The organism is Parafrankia soli (genome assembly GCF_001854695.1).
In the GTDB taxonomy this organism is placed as follows: Bacteria; Actinomycetota; Actinomycetes; order Frankiales; family Frankiaceae; genus Parafrankia; species Parafrankia soli.
In genome coordinates this window covers 36,585-57,344 of sequence record NZ_MAXA01000169.1, presented here as the reverse complement: position 1 = coordinate 57,344, position 20,760 = coordinate 36,585, and the positions used below count along the sequence as shown (strand labels likewise).

15 protein-coding genes and 1 tRNA gene are annotated in these 20,760 nt (G+C 72.7%); 4 read left to right on the top strand and 12 right to left on the bottom strand.

Annotated features, from left to right (window positions below):
• Positions 1–44 precede the first annotated feature (44 nt).
• Both BBK14_RS14300 and BBK14_RS40030 read left to right on the top strand, forming a co-directional pair.
• On the top strand, positions 45–359 hold the full coding sequence (locus BBK14_RS14300; RefSeq protein ID WP_198541275.1) for an ArsR/SmtB family transcription factor: 315 nt from the start codon (positions 45–47) through the stop codon (positions 357–359).
• Entirely contained in the window at positions 325–630 is a 306-nt protein-coding gene (locus BBK14_RS40030; protein WP_071062766.1) for a hypothetical protein, read from the top strand. The genes BBK14_RS14300 and BBK14_RS40030 overlap by 35 nt, the downstream gene beginning before the upstream one ends.
• Before the next feature lie 30 nt (positions 631–660).
• Here the strand turns inward: BBK14_RS40030 and BBK14_RS14290 are convergent, their stop codons facing one another.
• The 4 genes from BBK14_RS14290 to BBK14_RS14275 all read right to left on the bottom strand — a co-directional run bounded on the left by BBK14_RS14290 (position 661) and on the right by BBK14_RS14275 (position 5,629).
• Entirely contained in the window at positions 661–2,238 is a 1,578-nt protein-coding gene (locus BBK14_RS14290; RefSeq protein ID WP_083390939.1) for an ABC transporter ATP-binding protein, read from the bottom strand.
• Positions 2,235–3,050: an ABC transporter permease gene (locus BBK14_RS14285; RefSeq protein ID WP_116430073.1), complete on the bottom strand. Its 816-nt coding sequence runs from the start codon at positions 3,048–3,050 to the stop codon at positions 2,235–2,237. Before BBK14_RS14285 ends, BBK14_RS14290 begins: the two co-directional genes overlap by 4 nt.
• Positions 3,047–4,000: an ABC transporter permease gene (locus BBK14_RS14280; protein ID WP_071062763.1), complete on the bottom strand. Its 954-nt coding sequence runs from the start codon at positions 3,998–4,000 to the stop codon at positions 3,047–3,049. The genes BBK14_RS14285 and BBK14_RS14280 overlap by 4 nt, the downstream gene beginning before the upstream one ends.
• A gap of 63 nt (positions 4,001–4,063) precedes the next feature.
• Positions 4,064–5,629: an ABC transporter substrate-binding protein gene (locus BBK14_RS14275; protein WP_241831480.1), complete on the bottom strand. Its 1,566-nt coding sequence runs from the start codon at positions 5,627–5,629 to the stop codon at positions 4,064–4,066.
• 176 nt (positions 5,630–5,805) lie between these two features.
• Here BBK14_RS14275 and BBK14_RS14270 point away from each other — a divergent pair, with 176 nt between their 5' ends.
• Together BBK14_RS14270 and BBK14_RS14265 are read left to right on the top strand one after the other, a co-directional pair.
• On the top strand, positions 5,806–6,156 hold the full coding sequence (locus BBK14_RS14270; protein ID WP_071062761.1) for an ArsR/SmtB family transcription factor: 351 nt from the start codon (positions 5,806–5,808) through the stop codon (positions 6,154–6,156).
• On the top strand, positions 6,156–6,875 hold the full coding sequence (locus BBK14_RS14265) for a cation diffusion facilitator family transporter (RefSeq protein ID WP_071062759.1): 720 nt from the start codon (positions 6,156–6,158) through the stop codon (positions 6,873–6,875). Before BBK14_RS14270 ends, BBK14_RS14265 begins: the two co-directional genes overlap by 1 nt.
• 16 nt (positions 6,876–6,891) lie before the next feature.
• Here the strand turns inward: BBK14_RS14265 and BBK14_RS14260 are convergent, their stop codons facing one another.
• The 8 genes from BBK14_RS14260 to BBK14_RS14220 form a co-directional block, all read right to left on the bottom strand.
• Positions 6,892–7,857 (bottom strand): metal ABC transporter permease, encoded by a 966-nt coding sequence (locus BBK14_RS14260; RefSeq protein WP_071062757.1) that lies wholly within the window; start codon positions 7,855–7,857, stop codon positions 6,892–6,894.
• Positions 7,854–8,654 carry a metal ABC transporter ATP-binding protein gene (locus BBK14_RS14255; RefSeq protein ID WP_071062755.1) on the bottom strand — a complete coding sequence of 267 codons (801 nt, stop codon included), beginning with the start codon at positions 8,652–8,654 and terminating at the stop codon, positions 7,854–7,856. The genes BBK14_RS14260 and BBK14_RS14255 overlap by 4 nt, the downstream gene beginning before the upstream one ends.
• Positions 8,651–9,571 (bottom strand): metal ABC transporter solute-binding protein, Zn/Mn family, encoded by a 921-nt coding sequence (locus BBK14_RS14250; protein WP_071062754.1) that lies wholly within the window; start codon positions 9,569–9,571, stop codon positions 8,651–8,653. Before BBK14_RS14250 ends, BBK14_RS14255 begins: the two co-directional genes overlap by 4 nt.
• 921 nt (positions 9,572–10,492) lie before the next feature.
• Positions 10,493–10,565, bottom strand: a tRNA-Glu gene (locus BBK14_RS14240).
• Positions 10,566–10,695: 130 nt separating this feature from the next.
• Entirely contained in the window at positions 10,696–11,553 is an 858-nt protein-coding gene (locus BBK14_RS14235; protein WP_071062835.1) for a hypothetical protein, read from the bottom strand.
• A gap of 119 nt (positions 11,554–11,672) precedes the next feature.
• Positions 11,673–14,069: a hybrid sensor histidine kinase/response regulator gene (locus tag BBK14_RS14230; protein ID WP_071062744.1), complete on the bottom strand. Its 2,397-nt coding sequence runs from the start codon at positions 14,067–14,069 to the stop codon at positions 11,673–11,675.
• 244 nt (positions 14,070–14,313) lie between these two features.
• Positions 14,314–16,551 carry a serine/threonine-protein kinase gene (locus tag BBK14_RS14225; RefSeq protein ID WP_071062741.1) on the bottom strand — a complete coding sequence of 746 codons (2,238 nt, stop codon included), beginning with the start codon at positions 16,549–16,551 and terminating at the stop codon, positions 14,314–14,316.
• Positions 16,552–20,613 (bottom strand): nSTAND1 domain-containing NTPase, encoded by a 4,062-nt coding sequence (locus BBK14_RS14220; protein ID WP_071062739.1) that lies wholly within the window; start codon positions 20,611–20,613, stop codon positions 16,552–16,554.
• Between the last annotated feature and the right edge of the window lie 147 nt (positions 20,614–20,760).

Genomic DNA, 20,760 nt, shown 5'->3' with positions numbered 1-20,760 from the left:
GCCAGGACACATGCGAAAGTGTTTATGTGTTGTGCGTGGACGGCGTGACCGGCCTTGAGCCCGCCGCGACGCTGCTGCGCGCACTGGCCTCGCCCGTGCGTCTGGCAGTGGTCCGGGAACTGGCCGAAGGCCAGCGCCACGTCCACGAGCTGGTCGCATCGCTGGGGGTCAGCCAGCCTCTGGTCTCCCAGCACCTGCGGGTGCTGCGGAGCGCGGGGCTGGTCGTCACCCGGCGGCACGGCCGTGAGATCGCCTACCTCCTTGCTGACCAGCACGTCGCGCACATCGTGCTGGACGCGATCGCGCACTCCCTGGAGGAGCCGCATGAGCACCCCGACGCTGCACAGCCCGCACCATGACGCCGGCGAGCACACCCACCGGCTCGGCTGCGGGCACGTCGCCCTCCCGCACGGCGACCACACCGACTACCTGCACGACGGGCATCTGCACCGCGTCCACGAGGACCACTACGACGAGTGCGAGCCGACCGGGCACGTCGAGTGCGTGGGCCACGCCCACGCCCACGGTGTGGGCTGCGGGCACGTGGCCGTCCCGCACGGCGACCACGTCGACTACCTGCACGACGGCCACCGGCACGCCGCGCACGACGGCCACTGGGACGACCACTGACCGTCCGGGTCGCTCCCGACCGCGCCCGGGTCAGGCTCCGAACAGCGCCTGGGTGACGGGATGTGACCCGCTGGTCCTCAGGGTCTCCGGCGGCCCCTGATCCACGATCGCGCCGTCGGCGAGGACGAGCGTCCACTCGGCGTGCCGGGCGGCCGACAGGTCGTGCGTGATCATCAGGACGCCGAGTCCGAGCCGTGTCCGCAGACCGGCGAGCAGCTCCAGGAGCTGCTCGCCGGTCTGGCTGTCGAGTGCCGAGGTGACCTCGTCGCACAGCAGCAGTCGCGGCTGGCAGGCCAGCGCCCGGGCGAGGCTCACCCGCTGGCGTTCGCCGCCGGACAGCGCGCCGGGCCGGCGGTCCGCGTGGCCCGCCGGAAGTCCGACCTGACCCAGCAGCTCCGTGACCAGGGCATCCGGGTCGGTCTGGTGACCCGGCCCGCCCTGTGATGCCAGGCGGTGTGGCCCGAGATTCGCGCCGGCGGCCCGCAGCAGTGCCCGGCGCACCGACTCCCTGGGATTGAGTGCGCCGACACTGTCCTGGGGAACGAGCGCGACCGCGCGCCGCTGCTCCCGAGCCCGGCGGCCAGTGACCGGGACCTCCGCGCCGGCGAGCCGCATCGTCGCGAGCGCCCGGCCGCGATGGATACCGGCGATGCAGCGGGCCAACGTCGACTTGCCGGACCCTGACGGGCCCACGACGGCCACGCAGCCGCCCCCGGGCACAGTCAGGTCGATGCCGACAAGGGCGGGCAGGCGCCCGTGCCAGGCCCGTAGCCCGGAGACCGAAAGCACGTCGGGCACAGCCGTGCCGGGCACAGCCGTGCCGGGCACGGGAGCGGCGGGCGTGGGCGCGAGCGCGGCAGGCATCGAGTGCGTTCCGACGCCTGGTGGCCGCCAGGCGGGTGGGTGCCGGGCGCCCAGGGTGACGGTGCGGGTGGCGACCGCGTCGACCAGTGCCCGGTCATGGCTGACGAGCACCACCGCGTGCCTGGCGGCCAGCTCGCCGATCAGGTCGCGGATGGCGCGGGTGAGCACGGCGTCGAGGCCCGCGGTCGGCTCGTCGAGGACGAGGATGTCCGGCTGCCCGGCGAGGACCAGGGCGAACGCGGCCCGCTGCGCTTGCCCACCGGAGATCTGATGAGCGTAGCGGCGTTGGAAGGCCGGCTCGGTGGGCAGCCCGACGGCGGACAGCAGCCGGCCGACGTCGGCCTCGGACCGGGCCGCCTCCCGCAGCTGCGCACGCAGGCGGCGGGTCGGATGCAGGTCGCTGGCGGGATCCTGCCCCAGGTAGGCGATGGTCCGCCCGCGCAGCCGGGTCGCGACCGCGGCGGCGAGGACGTCCTCGCCGACCACCCGCACCGTGCCCGATCGTACGGCCAGGCCGGGAGCCACGTGGCCGAGCAGGGCCAGCGCCGTCGTGGTCTTGCCCGCGCCGGAGCGCCCGACCAGCGCCACCGCCTCGCCGCGCCGGACCTCGAACCCGACGTCCTCGACCACCGGTGGGCCACTGGACGGGCCGATCGTGAGCCCTTCGACGCGGACCAGCTCCTCGACGCCGCTTCGCGGAACGGGGTCGTGCAGACCAGGGCCGGGGCGTTCGGTGGTCGTCATGATCGCTCCGCCAGTATGGTGGCGAGCCGGTCGGTGAGGATGTTCACCGACACCGACAGGACGACGAGCGCCAGTACCGGTGCGAGGAACGGCCAGACCGTGAGCGCCACGCCTGGCGCGTTCTCGTCCACCATCCGGCCCCAGCTCGGCGCCGGGGCTGACCGTCCGAGCCCGAGGAAGCCCGCCGCCGCCGTGAGATGGACCGCCGCGGAGAAGCGCAGCCCGGCGTCGGCGAGCACGGGGCGCACGATGTTCGGCAGCACGTCACGGCGGATCACGGCGGACCGCCGGTCACCGCGGGCGAGGGCCACCTCGACATAGCCGCTGGCGGCGATCTGCTGCGCCGCGGCGCGCACCACCCGCACGGAGAAGGGAACGCCGACAACGGCGACCGCGACCAGCACCGCGAGGTCGCTGCCGGGGAAACCGGTCGCGAGTACCAGCATCAGCAGGACGGCGGGAAGGACACCGAACCCGTCGACGACCCGGACCGTCAGCTCGCCGGCCCGTCCCCGGGACAGCGCCGCCGCCACCCCGACGGCGACGCCGACCAGGCTGGCGAGCAGGGTGCCGCCGAGGGCGAGGGCCACGACCGGCAGCCCGCCGTGCGCCAGCCGGGTGAGCACGTCGCGGCCGACCACGTCGGTGCCCAACAGGTGCGCCGACGACGGCGCCTCGAACGGCAGGCCGACCTGGGCGCTCACCGAGCCGCCGACCAGTGCCGGGCCGAGCAGACTCGCGGCGACGAGCAGCCCGACCGCGCCGCCGGCCACCGTGCCGCGGGCCGATGTGCCGCCGGCTGGCCGCTTCACCGCCCTCTCCGGGTGCGCGGGTCGACGACGGCCGCGACGACGTCGCCGCACAGCAGCCCGAGCAGCGCCAGCGCGCACAGCGCCAGGGACAGCCCCTGCACCATCGGGACGTCCCGGTTGGCCACAGCCTGCGCCAGCTCGAAGCCGACGCCGGGATAGTTGAACACGCTCTCGACCACGACCGCCCCGCCGAGCAGGCCACCGAAGAGCACCGCGACGACCTGGGCGGTGGGGGCGAACGAGGCCGGGAGCAGGTGCCGCAGTGCCAGCCGCAGGCCGTGCACGCCGCGCAGCCGGGCGGCACGCACATAAGGAGCCGCCGCCACGTCGGCCGCGGACGAGCGCAGCAGCCTCGTCGCGATCGCCGTCGCGACGATCGCGAGGGTCAGGGCCGGCAGCACCATCACCTCCGGTGACTCCCACGGCCGTTCGCCGAGGTCGACCAGCGACACCCGCGGCAGGACCCCGAGCAGTGCCCCGAACGCCCACGCCAGCAGCGCAGCGGTGACGAACTCCGGCAGACCCGCCGCGGCCAGCGTGACCAGCGACACCGCCCGGTCTGCGCGCCCGCCGAGGCGCGCCGCGGTCACCAGGCCCAGCAGGACCGCGCAGGGCAGCGCGAGCGCGAGCGCGAGCACGGTGAGCGCGAGGCTGTTCGGCACGGTGTCACCGAGCACCTCGTTGACCGCCCGCCCACCCACCTGGCCCTGCCCGAGGTCACCGTGCAGCGCGTCGCCGGCCCAGTGCAGGTAGCGGGTGACCGGCGACTCGTCGAGGTGCAGCCGCCGGGTCAGCTCCGCCCGGTCGGCGGTGGTGGCGTCCGCGCCGGCGAGCACGCCGGCGGCGTCCCCGGGGAGCACGTCCGTCGCCAGGAAGATGACGGCGGAGAGCACGGCGAGGACGGCGCCGGCGGCCGCCAGCCGCCGCAGCACCAACAACCCGAGCGTCATGGACGTGTCGACCTGTCCCGTCTGTTCGCCTTCGGCTCTGTCTGTCTTCGGCCGCGGGTGGGCTCAGGCCAGGTAGGCCTGACTGAAGTCGGTGAACAGGTCCTCGGCGACGCCGTGGACGTTCGCCGCCTGTCCGTTGATCGCCGGGACGAAGACCGGGACGACCGAGTTGCCCTCGTCCCAGAGGATGCGCTGGGCCTGCTTGGCGGCGTCGCGCCGGGCGGCTTCGCCGGTGGCGCTGCGCGCCGTCCTGACCAGTGCGTCGACGTCCGGCCGGTTGAAGCCGAAAGCGGAGGGCGCCCCACCGGCACGGGTGATGACGTAGTTCGACAGCGGCGGCACCGGCGGGTTGTAGCTCGCGGCGAAGGGCAGGCGCACGTAGGCGGGGTAGTCCGAGAACAGCTGCCCGGCTGCCCGCTCGTCCAGCGTCACGTTGACCCCGGCCTCGCGCAGCTGCTCGGCGTAGAGCGTCGCCGTCTCGGTCATGCCGGACATCTCGGGAGCGGTGGTGAGGGTGACGGCCAGGTTCTCCGCGCCCGCCTCCCGCAGCAGTGACCGGGCCCGCGCCGGATCGTGGGGCCGCTGCTCGATGTCGTCGGCGTAGTCGGCGAACCCGAGGCCGGCGAGGTCATTGCCGACGAACGCGCGGCCGAAGTAGACCGTGTCGACGATGCGCTGGCGGTCGATGGCGAACTTGAACGCCTGCCGGACCCGGACATCGGCGAACGGCGGGAACGACAGGTTCAGCGCGAACGACTGCATGGTCGCGTAGGGAAGCTCCGCGGTGACGACCTCGAACGCGTCGCTGTCCGCCAGAGTGCGGGCAGCCACCGGGCCGAGGCCGGCGGCGAACTCGACCTGCTTGCCGGTCAGCGCGTTGACCCGGGCGGTGGCGTCGGCGACGGTGCGCAGTTCAAGTCCGTCCAGGTACGGCCCGCCGCCGAGCGTCAGGCCGACCCAGTCGTCGTTGCGCGCGAACGAGCTGCCCCGGCCCGGCTCGAAGCCGGTCAGCCGGAACGGCCCGCTGGTCGGCATCGTGGCGGTGAACTCGGTGGTGCCGTCCTTGAGGACCAGCGTGCTCTGGCACAGGATGAGGCGGCCGTCGGCGATCGGCGACCTCGTCGGGAGCACCAGCGTCCGGTCGCCCTCGACCCGTGCGCCGGCCAGGTCGAAGTTCGCCGCCGGCGGCTTGAGGTACGGCAGGGAACCGAGCTTCGTCGGCGCCTTGAGCGAGTACAGCACGTCCCGTGCCGTCACCGGGGAGCCGTCGGTGAACGTGGCGCCGGGGCGGACCCGCAGCGTGTAGCTGGTCAGATCCGCCGCCGCGTCGATACCCTCCAGCAGCTCGTACCGCACTCCGTCGGGCTCGTTCGGGTCGAGGATGCCGAGCGCACCGTGCATRGAACGCGCGCGGATGTAGTCCAGCGGGGTCGGCCCCATCAGGAAGTTCAGCGTCTCGGCCGCCCCGCCACCGACGAACGCGGCGCGCAGTGTTCCGCCCCGGCGGGGAGAAGGCGCCGGGGAAGCCGGCTTCTCCGCCGTCGGGCTGTCGTCGGAACAGGCGGCGAGCCCCGCCGTTCCGAGTAGGGCGAGAGCGCCTGACCGCAGCAGTAGTCGTCGGTCGAGCATGGTCGTCACCGAAAGCCTCCAACCCCCCAGGGCGCGCCGCGTCGAGGACGGGGCAGCGCCGGCATGTCGGACAGAGGTTAGCGAAAACGGATGTCATTGCCAACAACTTGGCGACTGAAGCGGATACGGCTGCACCGGAAACTTTTGAATTCATGAGAATCTGAATTCAGGAGTTCATGTATTCTGCTGGCGTGACAGCTCTCGCCACCGATCTGGACGGCCTCACCCGGTTCGGGCGCGCCCTTGTCGACCCGATCCGCGCCCGGCTGCTGCTCGCCCTGCGTGAGGCACCCGCCCACCCCGCCGACCTCGCCGACCTGCTCGGGATCTCCCGCACCCGGCTGTCGAACCATCTCGCCTGCCTGCGTGACTGCGGGCTGGTCGTCGCCGTCCCGGTCGGGCGGCGCGTTCGTTACGAGCTCGCCGACGCCCGCATCGGTACGGCTCTCGACCAGCTGCGTGCGGCTGTCGTCGCGGTCGCCACCGAGCCGACCTGCCCGGACGCGGCGACGAAGGGCTGCTGCTGATGGCCACGGCCATCACGTCGGGTCCCTCACTGGCCCGCCGGGAGGCGCTTGCTCACCGCGTCCGGCTGCTCGTGCTGGTGACCATCACCTACAACACGGTCGAAGCCGTGGTCGCGCTCACTGCCGGCAGCCTCGCCTCCTCCGCCGCGCTGGTCGGGTTCGGCCTCGACTCCATCATCGAGACGTCCTCGGCCGCCGCCGTCGCCTGGCAGTTCTCCGCCCGCGACGACGAGACCCGGCAGCACCGCGAGCGGACCGCGCTGCGGGTCGTCGCCGGCTCGTTCGTCGCCCTCGCCGTGTTCGTCGCGGTCGAGGCCGTGCGGGCGCTGGCCGGCGCCAGCGAGCCGGAACCGTCCACCGTCGGCATCGTGCTCGCCGCGACCTCGCTGGTCGTGATGCCGTTCCTGTCGGCTGCCCAGCGGCGGGCCGGCCGGGAGCTGGGTTCGGCGTCCGCGGTCGCGGACTCGAAGCAGACCCTGCTCTGTACCTACCTGTCCGCGGTCCTGCTGGCCGGGCTCGTGCTGCACGCCACCCTCGGCTGGACCGCCGCCGACTCGATCGCCGCACTGGTGATCGCCGGTCTCGCACTCAAGGAGGCGCGAGATGCCTGGCGGGGTGAAGCGTGCTGCGCCGCCGCCCACGCGCCGGCCGCCCGGGCACTGGGCGCCGCCGGCCGGTGTGACGCGCGCGACGCCTGTGGCTGTGCCTGCTGCCCGTGATCCGTCGAGGCGCCGGTCACGGCGCCGGGGGATGCGCGGACGTCGACGACAACGGGCGAGTCGCGGGCGTGGCGACGAGCCTCGCCGTGCGCTGTTCGTCCTCTGGACGGGCCTGCTGGTGCCGGTCCGATGGGCGGCCCCGGCGAGAGCGGCGGTTACGAACGGCGGCGAAGGCTCGGCAGCCGAGGTAGCAGGCGAAGGAGAGCGTGGTGATGTAGGGGCTGATCGGGAGGGTGCCGCCGAGGGCGAGCAGGATTCCACCGACCGTGGACGCGGTCGCGAACAGCACCGACAGCGCCGCCGCCAGGCCGCGGCGGGCGGTCACCATCGTCGCCGCCGCCCCCGGCGTGCAGACGATCGCCAGCACGAGCAGGGCACCCACCACCTGGATCGCCGCGGCGACGGTCGCGCCGAGCAGCAGCATGAAGACCAGCCCCAGCAGACGCACCGGAACTCCCCGGGCGGTGGCGACCTCCGGGTCGAGGCTGGCGAAGGTCAACGGCCGCCACAGCACCAGCAGGGCCACGAGGACAACCCCGGAGATAAGGGAGAGCACGGCGAGCCGGGAGGCGTCGACCGCCACGATCTGGCCGGTGAGGAGGCCGAACTTGTTCGCGGCGCGCCCCTTGTACAGGGCGAGGAACAGCACGCCGAGCCCCAGGCCGAAGGGCATGAGCACGCCGATGAAGGAGTTGCGGTCCCGGGCACGTTCCCCCATCAGCCCGATCAGCAGCGCGGCGAGGACCGCCCCGATCAGCGAGCCGGTCACGACGTTCGCGCCCAGCAGGAGGAACCCCGCCGCGCCGGCGAAGGACAGCTCGCTGACGCCGTGCACCGCGAAGGCCAGATCCCGGTAGGCCACGAAGACGCTGATGACACCGCACACCACACCGAGGACCGCCCCGGCGATGACCGAGTGGTGGAGCAGGGAGAGCAGCTCGCCGTAGTCCTCGAAGACGAACATCCGGTCCCACAGACTCACCGGACCCCCTGCAGGTCGCGAGAGCTGTCCGGAACGCCGCTGATGAAGATCCGGCCCGCTGACCAGTCCACCGTGACGTCGGTTTCGTGCAGGGTGGACAGGCTCTTCGACGCCAGGACGTCGGCGGCGGGCCCCAGCCGGTGGCCGGCGGCGGCGAGATACAGGACGCGGTCGACGTACGGGAGGATCGGGTTGATGTCGTGCGTGACGAAGACGACGGCCGTGCCGTGGGTGTGCCGCCGCCGGTCGATCAGGGCTGACAGGGCCTCCCGGCGGGGCGCGTCCAGCGACGCCAGTGGCTCGTCGCACAGCAGCAGTGCCGGCTCGGTCGCCAGCGCCTGGGCGACCCGGACACGCTGCAGCTCTCCGCCGGAGAGCCCCGCCACCGGCCGGCCGGCCAGGGCCTCGGCGTCGACCGCCGCGAGCGCCCGGTCGACCTGATGCCGTGCGGCCCGGGAGGGCCAGCCCGGTCCCCACCGCCTTCCGTCCAGGCCGAAGCGCACCAGCTCCCGTGCCAGCACCGATGCCAGCGGAGCGGTGGCCCGATGCTGGGGCACGTAGCCGATCTGACCGCTGCCCCGATGCGGCGGCCTGCCGCTTATCGTGATCGTGCCGGTGCGCAGCGGGTACAGACCCAGCGCGACCCGCAGCAGGGTGGTCTTGCCGACCCCGTTCGGCCCCAGCACCGCCAGGAACTCGCCCGGGGCCACGTCGAGATCGAGCCCCGACCACAGGACGCGGGTGCCGTACCCGACCGAACCATCCCGGATCCGCAGCACCAGGCCGGACGAGCTCATGCCTTCAGCGCTCCGGCCACCGTGCTCAGGTTCTCGGTCATCCAGGTCACATAGTCCTTGCCAGCCGGCAGCGTCTCCGTCATCGGCACCACCGGCACACCGGCAGCCTCCGCGGCGTCCAGCACCTTCTCGGTCTCCACCCCGGTCGTCTGCTCGTTGTAGGCGAGCAGCTTGACCTTCCCCTCGCTGAACAGGGCGAGAGTATCCGCGAGAGCCGTCGGCGGAACGCCCTCGCCTTCCTCGATCGCCTCGCTGAACTCCTCGGGCGTCTCGTTCGTCAGCCCGCACGCCTCGAGCAGGTAGACCGGGACCGGTTCGGTGATCGCGACTCCCGCGCCGGCCGCGGTCTCCCTGATCGTGGCTTCGGTGCCCTCCAGCGTCGTCAGCTTCGCGGTAAAGGTCTTCTCGTTGGCCTCGAACTCCGACGCATGCGCGGGGTCGGCACTCGCCAGGGCGTCGGAGACTCGCGCCGCGACGGCCGCCACGGTGGGGAAGTCGTACCAGATGTGCTCGTTGAGCTCCTCGCCTGCCGCGGGCTCCTTGCCGGAGATGTCGACGGCGTTGAGGACCGTGGCCCTGGTGTCCGCCGCGCTCAGCATCGTGTCGACGAAGTCGTCGTAGCCACCACCGTTCGCGACCACGATCTGCGCCTCGGACAGCTCCCGTTGGACCCGGACGTCGGCCTCGAAGGAATGCGGATCGGCGCTGGGATCGTCAATGATCGACGTGATCCTCGCGTGGTCCCCGGCGATCTGCCGGACAACGTCACCCCAGACGTTCGTCGACGCCACCACGGACACCGGGCTCCCGCCGGCCGACTCCTGCCCACCACCCCCGTCGTCTGACGAGCCGCAGGCTGCAACCCCCGCCGTGACTCCCACCATGGCTATCACGGCGGCGACTGTCCGTGTGCGCATCGATACACTCCCGGCTAAATGAAACCAGAACCATTTTCGTCAAGCGGGACGATACTTCGGCGGCGGCCGGACTGAAACAGGGCAACTGCCTCGCCGGCCCTGGTGGACGATCCGGGCTGTGGTGGTGGAGGCGTGGGCGGGCGAGCTGGGTGGGCCGTGCGGGCGGATCGGGGCGGGTTCGGTCGGGCGGAGCCGTGCCGATGAGTGGCCGAGTGCCTGGCCCAGGTCCGCTGTCGTAGCACGCCGTGCTCGGCTGGGACGCCGGCCATCAGCCCCGGCCGCCGCGGGAGTCCACGCCGACCCCCCTCGACTCCGGATGCCGCGGCTTCGCCTCCCAGATCGAAGGCGCCGGGGATCAATTGCCCGACGTCACATGGCCGGGATCCCCGCCCGCCCTTCTCCGACAGGATGTAGAAGGTCTAGCTTCCGTCAGGTGACTTACGACGGCTGTGAGCTGACCTGAGCGGCCTGTCCCGTCGCCGCGCAGCAGTGCTGGCCGCACGGCGGTGTTGTGCTTACGGCATTCACCCGCCGCTGTACGACGGAAGGGCACTCGGGAGATGGTAGGGCCCGCACGCGGCAGGACGGTCGCCGACGCCGTGGGTGTCGACGAAGTGAATCGCCGGCGTCTCCCGCGCGGGCAAGCTCGACCAGATCCGGCGCCTGCGCGACGGCGGGCACGGCGTCGCGATGATCGGCGCCGCCATGGCCTCCAGCCTCGCCCTGCTCGGCAACGCCCTGCCGGCTGCGGCACTTCTCACCGGCTGCCCGCGATGGACGGCCCCATCGAGTTCATCGCGCGCAGGACCGCCGTCGACTGAATCGGACACGCGATGCGGTTAGGGTGCTTCTTCATGTGAAGAAATACCGATCAGACTAGCGCATCAAGTGTATTCAGTAGTATCTTGACTACTAAGAGTGTGCCCCCAACGGGATTCGAACCCGTGCTACCGCCTTGAAAGGGCGACGTCCTGGGCCGCTAGACGATGGGGGCAGCGAACCGGAGATGCGGCAGCGGATGATCCACCACAGCACCGGGCTTCAGAACAGGGCAAGCATAGGGGATCGTCCGCTCCGCCGACAAACGCGTGCCGTCGACCGCTGGCCGGAGGACGCAAAGTCGATCATGTCGGCGGAGGCTTTGACGGGGCAACCGTGGGCCCCGGGGGCAGACTGAGCGCGGGGCGTGGGTCGACCCGGCGGTAGCGCGACCGGAAGAACGCGCGTACCGGACGTCCGCCGATCGAGATCGTGTGTTCGATGGTCACCGGCGCGGCCGATGTGGCCGGAGTGACCGGAGTGGTCCCGTGCGGCGGTGCCGCCGGGCGGGGGGACGGTACTTCGAGCGGCGGTGTGATCTCGAATGACAGGGTGACGTCGTCGGATCTCGCCCGGGGTGTGTTCGGGTCGTAGGCCCGCAGCCTGACCCGGTTTCCGCGCTGCTCGTACGCGTAGGCGAGGACCTGGTGATTGAGGCCGAGGCGCAGCGGGTCGGCCGAGTGGACGGTGATGACGCCGAGCGGGCAGAGCAGACCGCGATCCAGGTCGAGGCGGATCCGCGGCCATTCCCGGTCGACGCTGATCCGCCCGACGCCGGGGCGGGTCAGCGGGCCGCGAGGCAGGTCGGTGTCGGCCGCRCTGGTCAGGCGGTAGTAGCGGTAGACCCCGCGCGGGATGTCGAAGCTGTCGAAGAGCCGGCGCACGATGTAGCGGTAGAGGGGCGTCCCGGCGGCCGGTGGGCTGGTGATCTCCGGAGGCGCTACGCCGAACTCGAACATGTCGCGGACGGCGTAGATCATCCCGCCGCACAGGCCACGACTGGCGTCCCCGATCGGCACCGTGCCGAGGCCCACGACCGGGATCCGCAGGACGGGCTGGCGGGGGAAGGAGTTGGTGAAGCCGAAGGCGTGGGTGCTCGGGAGGAAGCCCGGCACGGCTGCGCTCCGCCCGCCGGACCGCTCCCGTGCTGTTCCGTCCCGCATGGTGCCGTCGCCCACAGCGCCGTCACCCACGGCTCCGCCCGGCGTGGTGCCGTCGCCCGCTCCTTCGTCGGTCACGCCTCCATCCTCACGTCCCGGCGGGGTTGCCGGGGTGGATGTCGTCAGGACTCTCGACGCGGCCGGCGTTCGCGGTGGCGGCCCGCCGGTGCCCCGGTCACGCGCGGGGGCGCGGGCGGGGCGGGGAGCCGCACCGGTCCGGCGGGGGCGAGGGTAGCGGGACGACGGGCGGCCAGCGCGGCGCGAACGGTCTCGGTCAGGCTCGTGGGGGTGAACGGCTTGGGCAGGTAGGCCACGCCGAGGTCACCACCGCCGTCGGTGAGCATCCCGCGGCTGTAGGCGGAGGTGAAGACGACGGGCAGGCCCGGGAACATCCGGGTCAGTTCCTCGGCGAGCTGACGGCCGTTGCGGCCGGGCATGATCACGTCCGTGACGAGTAGATCGACGGAGGTCAGCCGGCGGGCGAGCGTCCGTGCCGCTCGGCCGTCGGCCGCGCACACCACCCGGTAGCCGACACCGCGCAGCACCCGCTCGGCCAGGCGGCGGACGGCGTCGTCGTCCTCGGCGAGCAGGATGGTCGTGCAACTCCAGGCGTGCCGGGCGGCGTCTGGCCGGTACCGGTCGTTCGGCGCGGCTGATCGCTCCGGCGCACCTACCGGGGCGGGGCGGTTCGTCCTGACCGCGCCGCGCGGCCGGCCGCTCAGGTCGGCGCCGGTGTCGCCCCGGGCGTGGTCCTCGACCGCTCCGCCGGCTGTCGTGGCGACAGCGCCGGCCGACGGGAGACCGGGCCCGTGTCGGCCGGGCGCGTGTCGGTCGGGGTCGCGGAGACCGACTGCGGTGATGCCGGGGGCGGTGATGCCGGGTCCGGCGAGGCCAGATTCGGCGAGGCCAGGTGCGGCGGCGCCGGGTCCGGTGAACGGGGCGTCGTTGAGCGCGGGTTCGGTAAGCGCGGGTTCGGTAAGCGCGGGTTCGGCGAGCGCGGGTTCGGTGAGAGTGGGTTCGACGAACGCGGGGAGGTCGACCCGGAACGTGGCGCCGAGTCCCGGGACGGAGTCGACCTCGACGGTGCCCTCGGCCTGGCGCACGATCCCGTACACGGTCGCCAGCCCGAGGCCGGTTCCCTTGCCAGGGTCCTTGGTGGTGAAGAAGGGCTCGAAGATGCGCGCGCGGACGTGCTCGGGCATGCCGTGCCCGGTGTCGGCCACGGTCAGCCGCACCAGCCGCCGCGGTGGGACGTCGGGGTGGGACGCGGAGGCGACGTCGTCGACGACCACCCGGATGAACAGCCGCCCGCCGTCGGGCATCGCGTCCCGGCTGTTGACGACCAGGTTGACCAGAACCTGCTCGAGTTTCCCGCGGTCGACGCGCACGATCGCGGGCCGCGCCGAGGGCATCACGACCAGCTCGATGTCCTCGCGGATGAGGCGGCGCAGCATCTCCTCGAGCCCGCGTACCAGGTCGTTGAGGTCGACCGGCCCGGGGCGGACGTCGACTGTGCGCGAGAAGGCGAGGAGCTGGCTCGTCAGGCCGGTGGCGCGCGCGGCCGCATCCCGTACGGCGGTCAGGTCGCGCTGGACGCCCTCGTCGAGATCGCCGCGCGCCAGCACGAGCGTGGCGTAGCCGTCGATGACGGTGAGCAGGTTGTTGAAGTCATGCGCGATGCCGCCGGCGAGCTGGCCGAGGGCGTCGAGCCGCTGGGCCTGACGCAGCTGGGCCTCGATGTTCTTCTGCTCGGTGACGTCGGTGACGATCGCGAGCGTCCCGTCGACGGTGCCGGCCGGCCCGAGCCGGGCGGTGAGCGCGACCTGGGCGCAGACCTTGCGGGCGTCGGAGTGCCGCAGCGCTGTCTCGAGGCGGCGGACGGCACCGGCCCGCACCGCGTCCAGCGCGGCCGTGATCTCGGCGCGGTCGGTGTCGGACACCAGGTCCGTGAACCGGGTGCCCAGCGGTGTCCCGCCGACGATGGCGGCGAACCGGGCGTTGCGGTAGGTGATGTGCCCGTCCGGGCCGAGCAGGACGACGCCGTCGGCCGTCGTCTCGACGATGCCGCGGTAGCGCTCCTCGCTTTCGCGCAGGGTCTGCTGTGTGGCCTCTCGCAGACGAAGATCCTCGAAGAGCGCGGTACCGCGAACGAGAGCCGGGAAGCGACTCCGTAGCGTCCAATACCAGATGCCGACGGTTGCAGTGACGACGTCCCAGGTGGTGGTGAGGAACTGGACGTCGATCAGAGTGCGGCCGGCCGGCCCCGCGGGCCCGCCGCCACCATGCCCGCTGCCGCTGTGCCCACCGTGTGCGGCCGGGCCGGTGGCGTGCGGGAGTTGGAGGATGTGCGAGCCGTGCCCGATCGCGCAGGTGAAGAAGATGGCGGCGGTGGCCAGGCCGAGCGGGTTGTTGCGCCACTGGCCCGACCGCCACAGGCCACGCGCGATCGACAGGCAGATCGCGAGGTAGGCGGCCGTCGTCGCGGCGTTGGCCAGGGTCGCCGTGGCCGAGCCGTTCACGGGCTGTGGTCCGGGCCCAGGGGCGGCCGCGCCGTGGCGGGTGCCCGGCTTTCAGGTGCGTGTACGAGTGTCATCCGAACGTGAATCGTCCGTATGACCTCGTATCTCGCCGCATAAAATGCTATTTGAGTACTTGAATAGGTAGTTCTGGTGACGGACTCCCCCACGGCGCCTCATCTTGCTCCGTTCCGCAGTCGGGTGGAAGGAGAACCCCCGTGGTCCCACGTGTGCCCCTGCGAGACAGTCAGAAGCGCGGGAGGTACGCAGGGGCCACAGCGGTTATCCGGTGCCGGCCCGGCTGAGCGATGTAAAGCGTCCCGTCGGGACCCACGGCGACCTGCTTCGGATCGAGCACGGGCACCTCGCCCGACCGCGCCGCGGCGACGGCGACCCTGCCGTCCGGGTGGATCGCCAGCACCCGGTCCCCGGCGGGATCAGCCAGGTAGACGGTGCCGTCAGGCCCGACCGCGAGCCCGGTCGGGGTGCCCACGTCGGTGCCGGTCGCCGGTGCGCCATCGGCCGCGGGCCGACCGCCGTACGCCGTGCCGGCCATGGTCCCGATGCGTCCCGCGTGGTCGACGCGCCGGATCCGCCGCTGGTCCGGGTCGGCGATGAGTAGGCGCCCCGCGCCGTCCACCGCGAGAGACTGTGGACGTCCGATCGCGGCCCGCGTGGCCGGCCCGCCGTCGCCGGAGTAACCCGGTTCGGCGGTGCCGGCGATCACCCGTGCCGTCTCACCCGGCCCGAGCCGCCAGACCCGGTGGCTGTCGGTGTCCGCGATGAGGAGGACGCCGCCGGGGCCGGTCGTCACCGCGCGTGGCCGGCGCAGCGCTGCGGGCGTCGGCACGGTGGTGATCGTCCCGTCCGGGTCGACCCGGCGGATGCGGTCGTTGAAGCAGTCCGCGATCAGCAGGGCGCCGTCCTCGGTCACCGCGAGGCCGGCTGGATTGTCCAGCTCCGCGGCGGTGGCGGGGCCACCGTCCCCGGCCCGCCCGGCCTTGCCCGTCCCGGCCACCACGGTCTGGGACGCCGTTACCTGGAACGCCGTCACCCGGGATGCTGTCGGCCGGGGGGTTMCGCCTTTGGTCGTGCCGGGCGCGGCGTCCGCGGCGTCGACGCGCAGGACCTGGTGCGCCAGCGGTTGTGAGACGTACAGTGCGCCGTCCGGGGCGACCGCCAGCGCGAACGGGCTCTCCACTCGCAGGTGCACGACGGCGCGGCCCGCCGGGGCGGGACGGCCGTCCCGCCCCGGCGGGCCGGTCGCGGGTTGCTCGTCACGGGGCGAGYGCCGTCCCGCCCACCGCCGCAGCAGGCCTTGGCGCCGGGTGAGGGGTGAGTCCGCGGTGCTGGTTTCCCGGCCCGCCGCGGTGTCCCGGCCCCTGGGTAGAAGGACGGGGCCCTGGATGGGGGCGGTTGCGTCGGGGGAGGCGGCGGTGTCGGCGGGTGCGACGGTGTCGGGTCCGGCCTGTGCTGACGCCGGTCCAGCGTGCGCTGACGCTGGTCCGGCGTGAGTCGACGCCGGTCCGGCGTGAGTCGACGCGGTCGCGGCGATGAGGACGACGTCCGGCAGATGGACCGGGACGGGGCAGGCCGACAGCCAGCCGGGGCCGAAATCCCGCGCGGCCGCGGCGGCGAGCTCGAGCGCGAAGTCGAGCGCACTCTGCTGGCGTCGCGCCGGGTCGGGGTCGAGCGCCCGTACCACGACCCCGCCGATCGCCGGCGGCGTCGATCCGGGTGGCGGCGGCCGGAAGCCGCGCAGGTGCTGCTCCGCGAGCTCTACGGGGGAGAGCCGGCGGGAGAACGGTGTCTGCCCCGACAGCAGCTCGTAGAGGACCGTCCCGAGCGCGTACAGGTCGGTCGCCGGCCGCAGCGGGGCTCCGGTGAACTGCTCTGGCGCCATGTAGACGGGTGTGCCGACGATCGTGTTGCCGCGGCCCGTCGTCGTCTCGACGATCTTCGCGATGCCGAAGTCCGTGATCTTCAGGGTGTGGTCGGAGGTGAAGAGCACGTTGTCGGGCTTGATGTCGCGGTGGATCACCTGGCTGCGGTGCGCCGCGTCCAGCGCGGTGGCCATCGCCAGGCCGAACGCGACCACCTCCGCCATCGCCAGCCCGCGCGAGGCGCGGGCGCGCAGCGTCCCGCCAGCGCAGAGCTCCATGACGATCATGCAGAGGTCGCGCCGTTCGACGTAGTCGAAGACGCGGACGATGTGCGGATGCGTGAGCCGGGCGAGCAGGCGCGCCTCCGCGGCGAAGACCTCCCGGCCCACCCCGAGCTCCGACTCGGAGTCGGCCATCTCCGGTACCAGGATCTTGATCGCGGCCGGCCGCTCGAGCCGGACGTGCCGGGCGGCGAACACCAGGCCGAACCCGCCCGTCCCGATCAGGTCGCCGACCTCGTAGCCGGGCAGCGCCGCCTCGATGTGCGCGCGGTCGACGATCACATCAGACTGGCCGCCGACGCCGCCGAGGCGGCGGAACAATCACCCACAGACCGGATCGTAGGGCAGATCCGGTAGGAAACGGCGCCACTCCGCGGCCGTGATGCCCACCCCCGCCCGCTCGCAGATCCGGGCCCGCACCCGGTCGACATCAAGGTCCCACACCACCGCGGGCACGGTGAAGATCACACCGACCAGCTTCTTGCCATCCAGGGTGTAGAGGATCTCCCCGATACCGGCCTCACTGCCGGCCGAGCGCGCGAGCTTCTCGACGAGCGTCGGGGAGTCGCGTTCCGTAACGTCCCAGACCTGCACGGTGTTGTCGTTGCTGCCGGTGGCGAGCTGCGTGCCGTCCGGGCTGAACGCGACGCTGGTCACGGACGTCGAATGGCCCGGCAGGTCCGCGATCTGGCGCGGCGCGTCCAGGCGGGTCACGTCCCACAGCGTCGCGAACGGGTTCGCCCCGCCGGCCGCGAGCGTCCTGCCGTCGGGGGAGAAGCGCACCTCCCAGACCCCGCCCGGGAACTCGGGCAGCTCCGAGACCAGCCGGAGCCGACGCGGGTCCGTCACGTCCCAGAGCTTCACCGAGCGTTCGGCCGCACTCACCAGGATTCGGCCGTCCGGGGAGAAACTCAGGTCACGGACGGACGAGCGGTGCGCGATCAGCGACGCGAGCCGCCGCGGCCGGGAGAGATCGGTGACGTCCCAGGTCTCGACCCTGGCCTGGAACGCCGGTTCCGGCGGGGAGTTCAGACCGCCGAGCACCAGGGTCCTCCCGTCCGGGCTGAACAACAGCTCCGCGGTGCCCCCGGCCGGCCCCGGCACGTCCGAGATCCGGGACGGCTTCGCGGGGTCGCGGACGTCGTAGAAGACGATGTTCTTGCCCGTGCCCACGGCAAGCACGTTCCCGTCCGGGCTGAAGGCCGACGAGCCCGTCGGGTCGAACTCGTCCACGGTCACGTCGGTGAGCACGTGCAGCCGGCGGGGCGCGTAGGGATCATCGACGTCCCACAGCTCGACCGCCTTGTCGGTGGTGATCGCCACGATGCCGGTGACCGGGTTCACGACGGCGTCCTCCTGCGTGCCGTCGCGTCCGATCAGCGCCGGGCCGGGCATCTCCCAGATCCGCAGCGAGCCGTCCACCGAGACCGACGCGAGCCGGCGGCCGTCCGGGCTGAAGGCCACATCCCAGACCGTGGCGCCCTCGTCGAGGAAGGTCAGGCTGTACTGGTCGACGTCCACATCGAAAATCGGAACTCCGACGTACCGGAACCCGCCCACGCCGACCAGGCCGCTGACCGGGTCCACGGCGAGGCCGGTGATCGGCGCGTCCCCGCTGCCCGCCCGGCCGTCGTACTCCAGACGCGGCAGATCCGGCCCGGAGAACTTGCGGACGTAGCCGCCGTTCCCGGCGGTGTAGACCGTGTGGCCGTCGCCGCCGAAGGTGACCGACCGGATCGGGCCCGCGCCGTCCGCGCTCGGGCCGCCGTCCTCGACGAGCACCTTGAGCGGCCGCGGACCGCTCGGATCATCGACCGACCACAGCAGGGCGGAACCGCCCTCGTCCCCGGCGATCAGGAACGCGCCGTCCGGGCTGAACTCCAGCGCCACCACCTGCGCCAGGTGCAGGAAGAGCTGCCCCTCCTTCACCGGGCGCGCCGGATCCGAGACGTCGTAGATGAACGCCGACTTCCCGTAGCCACCGACGGCGAGACGATCAGACGTCGGGTCGAACGCCAGGCCGTAGACCTCCGAATCCGCCTTCGGCAGGGTCGCCAGCAGACGCGGCCTGGCCCGGTCGGTGATGTCCCACAGCTTGGCCAGCCCGTCGGCGCCGCCGGTCGCCAGCACCGTCCCATCCCGGTTGAAGGCCACCGCCTTCACCGCCCTGCCATGCCCGCCACCGCGTTCGTCCGGGATGCGTGCGAGTGGCGTGAGCCGCCGCGGATCGGTCGCGTCCCAGACCGCGGCCGTCCAGTCGTCGCTGCCCGTCGCCAGCAGGCGACCGTCCCGGCTGTAGGCCACCGTGCCGACCGACTTGGTGTGCGCCTGGTACCGCGTGGGCACCCCGCTGCCGCCGTTGAACGACGACAGGACGGCCCCGCGTGCCTCCGGCGTGTCCGCCGTGCGCAGCGCGACCAGGCTGAGCTGGGCGGCCAGCGCCGGATTGTCCCGTCGGGCGGCCTCCGCCTGCGTCGCGATCCGCTGCGAGAGCGCCCGGTCCCGAGCCCGCCCCGACGAGGTGCTCTGCTGGAACGTCAGACCCGCCAGCGACGCGGCGACGAGCAGCAGGACGGCCAGCGCCGCCGCGAGCTGGCGCAGCCTACGGGTCCGACGCGCCGCCGCCCGCTGCTGCTCGGCCTCCGCGCGGACACTCTCGTCGAAGAACTGCCTGGTCGTCGCATCGACGTCCAGGTCGTCGTCCATCCAGTCGCGGGCCGCGGCGAGACGCGAACCGGCGAAAAGGTAGGACGGATCCCGCCCGCCCCGCTCCCACACCTCAGCGGCGTCGCGCAGCTGCTGCAACGCCACGGCGCCGGCGCGGTCCATGTCCATCCACTCGCGCAGCCGTGGCCAGGAACGCAGCAACGCCTCGTGCGCGATCTGCAGACCGTCCTGATCCCCGTCGGCATCGGCCTCGACGAGACGCGCGGCTACCAGCGCATCCAGGACGGTCGCCGACTCCGGCCCCGGCACCTCCGCGAGCAGCGTTGCCCGCCGCACCCGCCGCCGGGTGTCCGCGCCGTTCTCACCAAGCCGGATCATGCGCATCAGTAGCGGTCGGACGGCCTGCTGGGCGGCCCCATCCAGACTCGTGTAGGCCGCCTCGGCGGTCTGGGCGATGGCCCCGGTCAGCCCGCCGACGCGCAGATAATCGGCGACGGTGAGCGCCTCGCCCGCACGGGCGAACCAGGTCGCGCGCAGCGCGTGGGCGAGCAGTGGCAGCGAGCCCGGATCAGCCACGAACCCGGAGCTGAGGTTGGAGACGAGCTCGGGGCTGCGACTGCTGCCGTGGCCGGTGCCCTGGTCGCTTCCGGTGATCCCCGTGCCGGCGGCGGCGCCGAGATCGCGCAGGACAAGCTCGACAAGCCCGGGCTCGACGTCCCCACCTGCGGCACGAGCCGGATTCACCACGATCTCGCGGATGTCGGCGGCCGCCATAGGCCCGACCACCACCTGATTGACCTGCAGGACCTCGACGAGCTCGGGGAAGGAGGCGCACGCCCCGTAGAAGTCCGCCCGCAGGCCGATCACGACGGCCGCACTGCCCGCCGCGGTCGCGCACAGGGCCCGGACGAAGGCCTCCCGCTCGGCCTGGTCCGCGCAGAGCGTGAAAACCTCCTCGAACTGGTCGACCGCGATCACCATCCGCGGCTCGCGGGGATCGGTTGGCTCGTGAGGGTTGCCTGGCCTGTAGAGCGTGGTGGCGTCGTTTCGTGGGCCGCGGCGGATCGTGGTCTCGCCGTCCTCTGGGGCAGACCGAGGCGTGGCGCGCGCGGCGAGCAGCTCACGGACGATCTCGCTGAGCCGCTCCGGCTCCCGGCGCAGGCTGTCACCCAGCATCCGCGCCATCGTCGGCATCCCGGTCGCCTCGACGACACGCTGGACGAGCGCCTCGAGCGGGTGCTCGCCCGGTGTCATCACCAGCCGTGGCCAGCCACGCGAGCCGGGAAGCGCTCCGCGTGCGAGGGCGGGCAGGAGCCCGGCACGCAGCAGTGACGACTTCCCCGACCCCGAGGCGCCGACGAGCACCAGCGGCCCCACCCTCGACGCCTCCGAGGAAACCCTCGCCACCAGGTCGGCGACCATCCGCTCACGCCCGAAGAACCACTGCTCACTCGACTCGTCGAAGCCGCGCAGCCCCGGGTACGGGCAGGCCGTCGAGTACACACCGGCCGGCGGGACGCCGGCCGGTGGCTTCGACGGGTATCCGTCGATGATCTGGGTGGGCGCAGCCTGGGACTCGACCAGCGGCGGCGTACGCATCTCCGCCGCGGTCCCGGCCGCCGTCCGAGGGGTCCGCTGGTCCGGCCGGGACGCGGCGCCCGGCGAACCCTCACCGGAACCGTGCGGTCCGCCGCGCTCCGAACGCTCGGATGTCATGACCTCACCCGTCTCCGGGGCAGTGGGCCGATCGGGCAACCTCACCGATTGTGGTCTATCGCGGACTTTGACCGCACACCAGTCACCTAGACGACAGGGCATCCGCCGCTCGGCCGGAGACCGCCGTCCTTGGACCCGGGCTCGGCC